At 52.7% G+C, this 12,031-nt stretch carries 10 protein-coding genes; 8 read left to right on the top strand and 2 right to left on the bottom strand.

Going from position 1 to position 12,031, the window contains the following annotated elements; genetic code table 11:
* Window positions 1–55: 55 nt before the first annotated feature.
* The gene (locus tag ABEA66_RS10615) at window positions 56–1,273 is read left to right on the top strand and encodes a helix-turn-helix domain-containing protein (protein ID WP_179136117.1); all 1,218 of its coding nucleotides are present in this window, start codon (window positions 56–58) and stop codon (window positions 1,271–1,273) included.
* A gap of 24 nt (window positions 1,274–1,297) precedes the next feature.
* On the opposite strand, the gene ABEA66_RS10610 is transcribed toward ABEA66_RS10615, so the two are convergent.
* Window positions 1,298–2,662, bottom strand: coding sequence for a glycoside-pentoside-hexuronide (GPH):cation symporter (locus ABEA66_RS10610; protein ID WP_079912312.1), 1,365 nt, complete (start codon window positions 2,660–2,662; stop codon window positions 1,298–1,300).
* 535 nt (window positions 2,663–3,197) lie between these two features.
* Between ABEA66_RS10610 and iolD the strand changes: the two genes are divergently transcribed.
* The 7 genes from iolD to ABEA66_RS10575 all read left to right on the top strand — a co-directional run bounded on the left by iolD (window position 3,198) and on the right by ABEA66_RS10575 (window position 11,344).
* Complete coding sequence (iolD, locus tag ABEA66_RS10605) at window positions 3,198–5,063, top strand: 3D-(3,5/4)-trihydroxycyclohexane-1,2-dione acylhydrolase (decyclizing) (RefSeq protein ID WP_345587528.1); 1,866 nt, start codon at window positions 3,198–3,200, stop codon at window positions 5,061–5,063.
* A 39-nt stretch (window positions 5,064–5,102) separates the two neighbouring features.
* Window positions 5,103–5,984: a myo-inosose-2 dehydratase gene (gene iolE, locus ABEA66_RS10600; RefSeq protein ID WP_345587527.1), complete on the top strand. Its 882-nt coding sequence runs from the start codon at window positions 5,103–5,105 to the stop codon at window positions 5,982–5,984.
* Between the two features lie 124 nt (window positions 5,985–6,108).
* The gene (iolG, locus tag ABEA66_RS10595) at window positions 6,109–7,134 is read left to right on the top strand and encodes an inositol 2-dehydrogenase (protein ID WP_345587526.1); all 1,026 of its coding nucleotides are present in this window, start codon (window positions 6,109–6,111) and stop codon (window positions 7,132–7,134) included.
* 16 nt (window positions 7,135–7,150) lie between these two features.
* Window positions 7,151–7,972: a 5-deoxy-glucuronate isomerase gene (gene iolB / locus ABEA66_RS10590; RefSeq protein WP_345587525.1), complete on the top strand. Its 822-nt coding sequence runs from the start codon at window positions 7,151–7,153 to the stop codon at window positions 7,970–7,972.
* 24 nt (window positions 7,973–7,996) lie between these two features.
* Entirely contained in the window at window positions 7,997–8,992 is a 996-nt protein-coding gene (gene iolC, locus ABEA66_RS10585) for a 5-dehydro-2-deoxygluconokinase (RefSeq protein ID WP_345587524.1), read from the top strand.
* A gap of 34 nt (window positions 8,993–9,026) precedes the next feature.
* A complete protein-coding gene (locus ABEA66_RS10580) occupies window positions 9,027–9,857 on the top strand; it encodes a class II fructose-bisphosphate aldolase (protein ID WP_079912318.1) in 831 nt (276 codons plus the stop codon).
* Window positions 9,858–9,874: 17 nt separating this feature from the next.
* Window positions 9,875–11,344, top strand: coding sequence for a CoA-acylating methylmalonate-semialdehyde dehydrogenase (locus tag ABEA66_RS10575; protein ID WP_345587523.1), 1,470 nt, complete (start codon window positions 9,875–9,877; stop codon window positions 11,342–11,344).
* A gap of 127 nt (window positions 11,345–11,471) precedes the next feature.
* Here ABEA66_RS10575 and ABEA66_RS10570 read toward each other — a convergent pair whose 3' ends face one another.
* Window positions 11,472–11,927: a GNAT family N-acetyltransferase gene (locus tag ABEA66_RS10570; protein ID WP_079912320.1), complete on the bottom strand. Its 456-nt coding sequence runs from the start codon at window positions 11,925–11,927 to the stop codon at window positions 11,472–11,474.
* Window positions 11,928–12,031 lie beyond the last annotated feature (104 nt).

The following is a 12,031-nucleotide window of genomic DNA, read 5'->3' as shown; positions in this document are numbered from 1 at the left end:
TTATGGTATGATTCGAAGAAATTTTGTAAATTTTAAACGTGACGGGAGGAGAAGGATGACGAATACTCCACTGACCATGACAGAAATTCAAGTCATCAGCCGCTTGTTTCATGATAATTTCGGACTATCCGTTCATTATCTCGATGATTTGGGAGATACGCTATGGAAGCTTGGCGAGCAAACCATACCGTTCTACATGAATCGGCAAGACTGGTACCGTCCTATTCAGGCGTCGAAGCAAAAATCCATCAAGCCGATCCTTATTACAGTCACAGGTGTAGAATATTATGCTGTTATACACGCGCGTCGAGGGTCAGACATGGAAACCTTTGTTATTGGTCCGGCAACGTTGTTGGAAGTAACGGGTGACACGATTTCGGGACTTCTGAACGACTATGGATTGAACTTCAAGCATCATGGAGAGCTGATCGATTATTTCGAACGGATTCCCATTATGAGCAGGAGCCAAATGCAGCATGCCTGCCGGATGTTGTATTACCTGCTGTTCCGCCAAGAACTTCGGCCTGAGGAGATTTCAGAATACGCTCAACCGGGCTCCGAGCCTATCCGAAATGAAGATGTCGTCAAAGCATTAATGGACCAAAGGGATAATTTTGTTTTTCATCCGGATTATAATTTTGAGCGGCAAATGCTGCGGATGATTAAAGAAGGGCAGAAGGAGGAGCTGAAAAAGCTTCTGAATTCATTTCCGAATCAGCCTGGTAAGCTTGCCAAAAAGAGCCAGCTGAGAAACGGGAAAAACTACGCCATTTGCGCTATTACGCTGGCAACCAGAGCCGCCATTGACGGTGGGCTTAACGATGAAATCGCGCGAACGATGAGCGATATTTATATTCAACAGATAGAAGAGGTAACCTCATACAGCGACGTGAAAATAAAGCAGAACGAATTTATGCTGGAGTTCGCCCATCGTGTCGCGAAGCTTAGGGAGCAAACGTTCTCTAAAACCGTTCTGACATGCAAAAACTATATATTTAATCATCTGTATGAGGACATTACCGTTACCAAATTATCCGAGCTGACCCACCTGCATCCGAACTACTTGTCCCAGGTATTTAAAAAAGAAGTCGGTTGCTCCCTGAAGGAATATATACAGCAGGTCAAGGTGGAGGAAGCGAAAAGCTTGCTGAAATTAAACGAGCTTTCCCTGTCGGAAATTTGCTTCCGCTTAAACTTTAATGACCAGAGTTACTTTACAAAAGTATTCAAGAAGTTTACAGGCAAGACCCCGAAGCAATTTCAAAACGAATAAAGGGGCCCGAAGGCCCCTTAAGCATCAATTCGGTTGCAGCGCTTCGCGCTCTTTAATCTCTTTCACGTAGCGTTTAAAGGTGTTCTCGTCCAGTTTGTAGAAGGCCAGGATAGCGATGCCCACGAAAGAGCCGATAATCGGGATTATCGTCACCATCACCAATATTCCATGGAGCGCACCGGCTGTTTGAACGGCATTAGGCACATAGCCGATGGCGGTCAGGATGGTCGCCGACATCTTGGAGCCGATCGCCTGAGCCAGCAGCTGGATGAAGATGAATGCTGAATAAATCGTTCCTTCCGATCTTAATCCGGTACGCCAGACACCGTACTCGATCGTATCGGGAACCATCGCCCATAGGAGCGGTGTCGTTAAACCAAACCCCAGATAGCTGATTCCGCCAAATAAAAATATCATTTCCATGCTGGAATGAAGGAAATAAAATCCGAGCAAGCCTAGAATGACAATACTTTGGCTGATAATCCCCACATTTCTTTTGCCGAATTTCTTCACGAGCATAGGATTCAGAAGGATCCCTACGATTTGAATCGAAAAGCCTACCAGCGAATAGACGGAAAACAGATTGGCTTGGCCGACGTTATACTTAAAGAAATATAACGACGCGGCATTTTTCGTAGAAAGCGACAGCATGTTGACCAAAATAAACAACAGCAGCCATAGCAGATACTTATTTAGGAACACCGTCTTCAATTGATTAGTAACGGTAACGCGTTCGGCCATTTGGCTTGTTGATGAAGCTGGAGCGGAGGCGTGCCCCACGCCTTTAGTTCCAAGGAAAGTAACCAGCATGGTAAGGACCAGAATGAGACCGTACAGCATATAAACCATATGAAACCCGTTCGACTCCGATTGGAAGGAGTGAACCATAGGCAGCGTAGCGCTGCTGACAATCAGCCCCCCAAACTGGCCGAAAAACACCTTGATGGAGGAAATTCGCGATCTCGCTTGATAATCATCGGACATGGCGGCGAGCGCCGAGCTGTAAGGAACGTTGATAAGGGAGTAAAAAACGTTGAACAAAATATAGGTCACATAAGCGTAAACGAGCTTCCCTGACGAATCAAAACCGGGAACGGTAAATAACAGAAACCCGATAATGGCTAACGGAAAACATCCGAATAAAAAGTACGGGCGGAATTTCCCCCACCGGCTCTTCGTACGGTCAACAAAGATACCCATTAACGGATTGGCGATCAAATTGACAAGCTGCGCGGTAAACATCAGCGTTCCTGCCGCCGTGGCCGAAATCCCCATGTTATCCGTGTAAAAATACAAAAGGTACGTTGAAATAGAAATATAAAATAAATTCAATCCGAAGTTTCCCGTGGCATAACTAAAGACCTGTGATGCTTTGAATTTGTTGGACATCGTCTATCCTCCTTGTTACAAATTATATCCACAACCGTGCAATTCCATTGAATGCGCATTCATTTAGGGTTTGAATCCATTTCGCAGGATTGATTATTTTCCTCTGTGATGATCTTCCTCCCTTATTACGGGTTGTTGTTTTTACACCAATTCATCTTGCAGCAGTGGTTGTACTGCTTTAACATCATAAGAGATTCATTTTTATCGTTATGGTACTTTTCAAAGATTTTTGGATGAAAATCTAAACTTTTTCAAACGTATAGAGGTTCATAAAATCGAAGCTCCAGCAGCCGGCGGGGAACCCTTGCCTGAGGGTTCTCAGCAATCCATCGTGTTGCTAAACGGATCGATAGGCTCTAGAGAAAGTTTCTTTTTGCTCATTGACAACATTGGAAAGATGAGTTAAATTTGAGGTAAGGGAAAGCGCTTAACCAATATTTGAAATAGTTGAACACTCTGAATGTATTATTAGCTTGCTTATGCAATATATTGTTTTAGGTGAAGCGCTTAAATCTAATGGGTGGGGGAGCGATTTATGAAAACGGTATCATTAACGATGGCGCAAGCCTTGCTTCGTTTTTTGAACAACCAGTACATCGAGATCGACGGCGTTGAGCACAAGTGCTTCAAGGGCGTCATGGGCATCTTCGGCCACGGCAATGTAACGGGGCTCGGTCAAGCGCTGGAGCAGTACAAGGATGAGATTCTGTTCATCCAAGGCAAGAACGAGCAGGGCATGGCTCACGCCGCCATCGCTTACGCGAAGCAGAAGAACCGGCTGGAGATGTTCGCCTGCACCTCATCTATCGGTCCGGGCGCGCTGAATATGGTGACGGCAGCCGGGGTGGCTACGGTCAACCGGATTCCGCTCTTGCTGCTGCCCGGGGACGTGTTTGCCAGCAGGCAGCCTGATCCCGTGCTGCAGCAGATCGAATATCCGCTGGATTACACGATGACGGCGAACGACGCGTTCAAGCCGGTCAGCAAATACTGGGACCGCATCAATCGTCCCGAGCAGCTGATGACGGCGGCGATCAACGCGATGCGAGTGCTTACCGACCCGGCTGAGACAGGAGCCGTAACACTGTGCCTGCCGCAGGACGTGCAGTGTGAAGCGTACGACTATCCGGAGTCATTCTTGGCCAAACGCGTGCATCACATCGACAGGAAGCCGGCGGCTCCAAGCGCCGTATCCCGTGCGGTGGAGCTGATCCGCGGCAAGAAGCGTCCGCTGATCGTAGCGGGAGGCGGCGTCCATTATTCGCTTGCCGTCGATGAGCTCAGACAGTTCGCGGAAGCGTTCAACATCCCGGTCACCGAGACACAGGCGGGAAAAAGCGCCATCTCCTGGCAGCATCCGCTCAGCTTCGGCGGTGTAGGGGTCACGGGAACGCTTGGAGCGAACCGGCTGGCGGCACAAGCGGATCTTATCATCGGCGTCGGTACGAGAATGTCCGACTTCTCCACGGCCTCCAAGACCGCGTTCTCCCGGGAAGGCGTCGAGTTTCTGAATCTGAACGTCAGCACCCTGGACGCTTACAAGATGGAAGGCACTTATGTTACGGCCGATGCACGGGAAGCTCTCTGGGCTATCGCTGGGGAACTGAAGACCCATGGCTATCAATCCGAATACTCTTCCGAGGAATTGGGGGAGCTGAAGCGGCAGTGGGATGACGAAGTGGACCGCTTATATCATCTCGAGCGCCCTGACGGCTTGACGCAGACACAGGTTCTGGGCGAGATTAACGGCTTCATCGGCGAGGAGGACGTCATCGTTTGCGCGGCGGGAAGCTTGCCGGGTGACCTGCACCGCGTCTGGAGAACGACACAGCCCAAGACGTACCACATGGAATATGGGTTCTCCTGCATGGGCTATGAGGTGTCCGGCGCATTCGGGATCAAGCTTGCGGAGCCGGATCGCGAGGTTTATGCCTTGGTCGGCGACGGCAGCTACCTGATGCTTCACTCCGAGCTGGTTACGAGCTTACAGGAGGGAAGAAAAATCACCGTCCTCCTGTTCGATAACCATGGCTTCCAATGCATTCACAATTTGCAAAGAGGCCATGGCAGCGGCAGCTTCGGCAACGAGTTCCGCGAACGGTCTGAGTTGACCAGCCAGCTCACTGGGGAGTATATGCCTATCGACTTTGCAGCTCATGCCCGCAGCTTGGGAGCCAAGGCTTACTCCGTCCGCACGATAGAGGAGCTGAGAGCAGCCCTTCAGCAGGCAAAGGCAGAGCAAGTCACAACCTTGATCGACATGAAGGTGCTTCCGGGAACGAATACGGACGGCTACGAATCCTGGTGGCATGTAGGCGTTGCTGAGGTTTCCGAGCTGGATAGCGTGAAACAATCCTATAAGGAGCTTCAGGCTAAATTAAGCACGGCGCCCAAATGGTAACTCGTAATCCATCGTCTAAATGAAGAGAGGAGACTCCCCATGAAAGTAAAGTATGGAATCTCGGCGATCAATTGGGTCAATGAGGACATTATGGAGCTGGGCGATCATTATACCGCCGAGCAGGTGCTCGGGGATATGTCCCGTCTGGGCTTTGAAGGAACGGAATTTTGCCGTAAATTCCCTCGCGATACGGAACAGCTGAAGCAGCTGCTGGACCGCCACGGCATGGTATTGACCTCGCAGTGGAAAAGCGTCCACTTCAGCCAGCCGGAGCGCAGGGAGGAGGAGCTCCAGGCGTTTCGCGAGCATGCCGACTTTTTGAAAGCGATGGGCTGCCGCTATGTGGTGACCTGCGAAACAGGCAATGCGTTCGAGAATCTGGAGAACAATTCGGTGCACATCGAGCCTTTAACCGACGAGCAGTGGAAGCATATGGCGGAAGGCTTGAATGAAGCCGGCCGCTACTGCAGGGACAACGGCATGCAGCTGGTCTATCATTACCATGGAGAGACTGTGGTTGAGAGCGGGGATGAAATCGCCCGATTGATGGAGTCCACCGATCCTGAGCTGGTGCACATGCTCTATGATACCGGGCACGCCTACTTCGGAGGCAGCGATCCGCTGCACATTTTGCAAACCTATTATGACCGTATCCGATATATTCATCTGAAGGACATCCGGCAGGAGGTGCTGGAATGGAAGCGCCAAGAGGGGATTCGGTTCAGAGAAGCGGTGCGCAAAGGCATCTTCACCGTCCCTGGAGACGGCTGCATCGACTTCCAGCCGATCTTTAACGAGCTGAAGGCCCGCGGGTATGAGGGCTGGATGATCATTGAAGCGGAGCAGGACCCGTCCATCGCCGATCCGGTGGAGTATGCGCAAAAAGCAAAGGCTTACTTAAGTGAAATTACCGGCAGCTAGCCTGTCGAGAGATCAAGTTCAGATTTCAAAAAGAAGACCGTACAGACGATTCCAGTAGGCGGTCAGCACGCACTTATACTAAGATAAAGCGCTTAACCCATATGAGCGACAGTGAGGTCATACTATGGATAAATTATCAATCGGCATTATCGGAGCGGGGAGAATCGGAAGGCTGCATGCGGAGCATCTGACACGCAACGGTCGCGCCGACATTCGTACCATATCAGACGTGTACTTAACCGACGAGCTTAAAGAGTGGGCCGCCGGGTTAGGCATACCTAACGTAACGGACAATTACAAGGATATTATAGAGGACCCGGATATCGATGCCGTGTTCATTTGCTCCTCTACCAATACGCATGTTCCTTTTATTACAGAGGCGGCGAGGGCGGGCAAGCATATTTTTTGCGAAAAGCCCATCAGCCTGGATTATCGCCAAACGGCCGCTGCATTAGAGGAGGTAAAGTCGGCGGGAGTCGTTCTCCAAACGGGCTTCAACCGCCGCTTTGATCACAACTTCAAAAGAGTGCGCGAGCTGGTGAAGGCAGGACGTATTGGAGAGCCGCATCTGATCAAAATTACGTCCCGTGACCCGGCGCCGCCAAACCATGAATATATCAAAGTATCAGGCGGGCTGTTCATGGATATGGCAATTCATGATTTTGATATGGCCAGATACTTGTCCGGCAGCGAGGTGACGGAGGTATACGCCCAAGGGGCGGTTCTCGTAGACCCGGTAATTGGTGAATTAGGTGATATCGATACGGCAATCATCAGCCTGAAATTCGCGAACGGAGCGCTCGGCGTTATCGATAACAGCCGCAAAGCGGTCTATGGATACGATCAGCGCGTAGAGGTATTCGGCTCGGAAGGCAGCGTCGGAGTGCAGAATGATCATCCGAACACGGCGGAGATCAGTACGGCTAACGGAGTGATTCGGGATAACCCGAAATATTTTTTCCTGGAGCGGTACCACGATGCCTATATCGAAGAAACGCGCCAGTTCATCGATTGCATTCTGAATGGAAATCCGGTGCCGGTAGACGGCAACGACGCATTCCAGGCGGAGAAAATCGCCTACGCGGCCAAAGTGTCCCTGCTTGAGGGACGCCCCGTGAAGCTGAGCGAGATCGAAGTTGGAGTCGGCTGAAAAAGGAGGAGCGGAAATGTCCAAAAGCGAGCTGATTGTCAGCAGCGCTGCAGCGCCACGCGAAGACGGGTGCGTATTAAGCATAACGCCTCATTCGGCAGGATGGAAATTCGTCGGCTTTGAGGTATACCATCTGGAGGCGGGACAGCGGCTGCAGCACGAGACAGGGGAAGAGGAAGTATGCCTTGTGCTGATCGGAGGCAAGGCCAATGTGGTTACGGCAGAGCAGAGCTGGGAGCAGATAGGGGAAAGGATGAGCGTGTTCGAGCAAATTCCGCCCTATGCGGTCTATGTTCCGTCCGGTGACCGTTATGAGGTAGAAGCGCTGACGGGTCTGGAATTGGCGGTATGCCGTGCCCCGGGCAAAGGAACGTACGAGGCGCGCTTGATCACCCCGTCACAGATCGAGGTGGAGATTCGCGGCAAAGGGAATGCCGAGCGGCGAATTCATCAGATTTTACCGGAGAACGAACCGGCGGACAGCCTGCTCGTCGTCGAGGTGCTTACGCCTAACGGCCATTGGTCGAGCTATCCGCCGCATAAGCATGACGAAGAGCGCCTGCCTGAGCAATCCTATTTGGAAGAGACCTATTATCATAAAATCCAGCCGGAGCATGGCTTTGCCATCCAAAGGGTCTATACGGACGACCGATCGCTTAATGAGACGCTGGCCGTAAGCAATGGGGATGCGGTGCTCGTTCCGCGGGGGTACCATCCGGTATCGGCTCCGCCCGGGTACGACTTGTATTATTTGAACGTTATGGCCGGTCCGGTCCGGACGTGGAAGTTCAAGAACGATCCTGATCACGAATGGATCTTTAAGGAATGGACGAAATAACAAACCCTACCGAGGAGGACCAATATGAGCTTGATTACATTTGATGAGAGCCGTCCGATGGATTTTATCGGCCTGGGCCGTCTGTGCATTGATTTGAACGCGAATGAAATTCACCGTCCGATGGAAGAGACGCGCACCTTTACCAAATATGTCGGAGGTTCGCCTGCTAACATCACGATTGCTATCGCTCGTCTGGGTAAGAAGGCAGGGTTCATCGGCAGAGTATCGGATGATCAGCATGGTCGTTTCATTACGAGCTATCTGGAGCAGCGGGGAATTGACACCTCCAGCGTCATTACGGATAAGTCCGGGACTGTTACAGGTCTTGCCTTCACAGAAATCAAATCGCCGACCGAATGCAGCATCCTGATGTATCGCGATAACGTGGCAGATTTGAAGCTGGAGCCGAACGATGTACGGGAGGAGTATATTAAGAACGCAAAGGCGATCATGATTTCCGGAACGGCGCTTGCTGCAAGCCCTTCACGGGAAGCGGTGTTCAAGGCGGTTGAGCTCGCCCGCAAGCATAATGTCGTCGTCTTCTTCGATATCGATTACCGCCCTTATACATGGAAATCCCGCGAGGAAACGGGCATCTATTGCAGTCTCGTCGCAGAAAAGAGTGATGTGATCCTGGGTGGCAGAGAAGAATTCGATCTGCTGGAGGCTCCGTACGGTCCGCTGCAAAAGGACGATACCGCGACGGCGAACCGCTGGTTTGCCCATCATGCGAAGATCGTGCTGGTCAAGCACGGCGGAGACGGTTCGGTCGCGTTCACCAAGGACGGGCAAAGCTTCACGGGAACGACCTTCCCGGCCAATGTCGTCAAGACCTTCGGCGCAGGAGATTCGTTCGCGGGAGCGTTTATCTACGGGCTTATGAACGGATGGGACATTGCACGCAGCCAGCAGTTCGGCGCGGCCTCCGCTTCCATCGTCGTTTCGAGCCACAGCTGCTCGGATGCGATGCCGACGGCAGAGGAAATTCAAGCCGTCATCGATAAACATACGAATTCATAAAACGTGCCAGGGATAGGAAGGGAGAGACCCATTCATGCTAGTCACCTTGAAACAAATCGCCGATGAAGCCGCGGAGCGGGATTACGCGGTTCCGGCATTCAATATATTCGGATACGAGGACATCATTCCGGTCATCAGAGCCGCCGAGGAGAAGAAAGCCCCGGTCATTCTGGCGGCCAACATTCCGGCCATTCAGCATATGCCGCTCGCATATCTGGCTCCGCTTATGCTGCAGGCGGCCAAGAGTGCATCGGTACCGGTGTGCGTGCATCTGGACCACGGCAAAGATTTGCAGGCTTGCTCCGGTGCGATCGAGCACGGCTTCAGCTCCGTGATGTACGACGGCTCCCAGCTGCCGCTCGAGGAGAACATACGCCGGACGAAGGAAATCGCGGATTACGCCCATGAGAGGGGCATTTCCGTCGAAGCGGAGATCGGCTCCGTCGGCTATAGCGATCCGTCCATCGCGATGAAGCACCAGCTGTCCGATCCGGACGAAGTCGAACAATTCGTTCGCGAAACCGGGATCGACGCGGTGGCGGTCTCCGTGGGGACTGTCCATCGGATGGAGACACAGGGCGCCAGCATCGACTTCGATCTGCTGGGACGCATTCAGAGCAGGGTCAGCATTCCGCTCGTCATTCACGGCTCCAGCGGAGTCCCCGACGATCAGCTGCGCAGACTGGCATCGACCCGAGTAGCCAAGATCAATATCGGCACGGCGCTGCGGATGGCTTTCGGCAACACCTTGCGCGATGAGATGGAGCAGAAGCCGAAGGCGTTTGACCGGATCAGCTTGTTCGGACGACCTATGGCAGCCGTTCAGGAAGCGGCGGCCCACAAATTTTCCATTCTGGGGTTCTAATAAGGAGACGATACGCGATGACACAACCAACACAAACAGCAGCGGTTCCCGCTCTGAAAAATTTTATCGGCGGCCGGTGGGTCGAATCGGCCTCCTCCCAATACGAGGCGGTGCCGAATCCGGCTACAGGCGAGGTGCTGGCGACGGTTCCTTTGTCGACCCGGCAGGATGTCGATGCGGCGGTCGCTGCTGCAGCCGAAGCCTTCAAGGAATGGCGGCATGTGGCCGTTCCGAGACGCGCACGCATTTTGTTCAAGTACCAGCAGCTGCTGGTAGAAAACTGGAAATCCCTCGCTGAGCTGGTTACCAAGGAAAATGGCAAAAGCTACAGCGAAGCGTATGGCGAAGTACAGCGCGGCATTGAATGCGTCGAGTTCGCCGCAGGCGCTCCGACCTTGATGATGGGCAGCACCTTGCCTGATATTGCGACCGGTCTCGAATCGAATATGCACCGTTATCCGATCGGAGTCGTAGGCGGCATCACGCCGTTCAACTTCCCGATGATGGTCCCTTGCTGGATGTTCCCGCTGGCTATTGCATGCGGCAACACCTTCGTGCTGAAGCCGTCGGAGCGGACGCCGCTCTTGGCCAACCGGTTGGCCGAGCTGCTGACCGAAGCCGGGCTGCCGGACGGCGTGTTCAACATCGTGCACGGAGCGCACGATGTGGTGAACGGCCTGCTCGAGCACAAGAGCATCAGCGCCATCTCCTTCGTCGGCTCCCAGCCTGTCGCCGAGTATGTGTACAAGACGGCGGCGGCTCACGGCAAACGGGTACAGGCTCTGGCCGGCGCCAAGAACCATTCCATCGTGATGCCGGACGCCAATCTGGATCTCGCGGTGAAAGAGATCATCAACGCGTCCTTCGGCTCCGCCGGCGAGCGCTGCATGGCGACTTCCGTCGTCGTAGCGGTGGGCAGCGTCGCTGACGAGCTTGTGAAGCGGCTCGCGGAAGCGGCTCAAGCCATCACGATAGGCGATGGCTCGAAGGACGGGGTGTTCCTGGGACCGGTGATCCGCGATTCCCACAAAGCCCGTACGCTTCAGTACATCGAAGCCGGTGCCAGCGAAGGAGCGCAGCTGATTCTCGACGGCCGCGAGGTGCCGGAGGCAAGCGGCAGCGGCTACTTCGTCGGACCGACGATATTCGATCATGTGAAGCAGGGAATGAAAATTTGGACCGATGAGATTTTTGCACCGGTGCTATCCATCGTACGGGTGGATACACTGGATGAGGCGATCGAGCTTGCCAACGCCTCGGAATTCGCCAACGGCGGCTGCATCTATACGGACAGCGCCAAAGCGATTCGCCATTACCGCGAGAATATTGACGCAGGTATGCTGGGTGTCAATGTAGGCGTACCGGCGCCTATGGCCTTCTTCCCGTTCTCGGGCTACAAGAAGTCGTTCTACGGCGATCTGCATGCCAACGGCAAGGACGGAGTCGAGTTCTACACGCGCAAAAAAATGATCGTTGCGCGTTACTAGGATCTAAGCTGAACATAAAAACCAGCCTATGCCCGAACATCACATATGGGAGCATAAGCTGGTTTTTGACATTGCGGTCATCTTGTTGACCCAATCGGGGCATAACTGCATTAAGACAAGGCTTCGATCAACCAAGCGCCAGCTTGGCGACGACCTCCTTATGCGTACCGTGGCTGATCACTTCACCGGTTTTGCGGAAGCCCAAGCTTTCGTATAATTTCTCCGCCGCCGTATTATCCGGGTTATAGGATATTTTAATGTCCGGACTGCAGTCAGGCAGGGAACGAATAAGCTCGATGGCACGAAGGAGAGCCGCTCTCCCGTACCCTTTTCCCTGATGCTTCTTATCGATCATCAGCCGAACAATCCAGTAGCAATCATCCTCAGGATCGCAGCCGTACATAACCAAACCCACCATCGTATTCTCGTTATAAATGGCCAAAGGCTCTTTATCCGGTTCGAATTTGGATTGAAGAATCGAGTACACATTGGGAGCGACGAACCGCTCCTGGTCTTGGTGTACAGACAGACGGACGCACTGCTCCCAATTGTCAGACGTTATGGCTTTTAGCTGAATCCTCAAAAGATACGCCCTCCTCCCGTTCTATGATATCTTCATCATAGCAGACGGGGATGACATCTTCATGGGATAGTATCGTTCATACGGATAGTTTCCGTCATAGCTCA

This window comes from Paenibacillus vulneris (assembly GCF_039543185.1).
Lineage (GTDB): Bacteria > Bacillota > Bacilli > Paenibacillales > NBRC-103111 > Paenibacillus_S > Paenibacillus_S vulneris.
The sequence above is the reverse complement of the archived record's forward strand: the minus strand, read 5'-3'. Positions and strand labels throughout refer to the sequence as shown.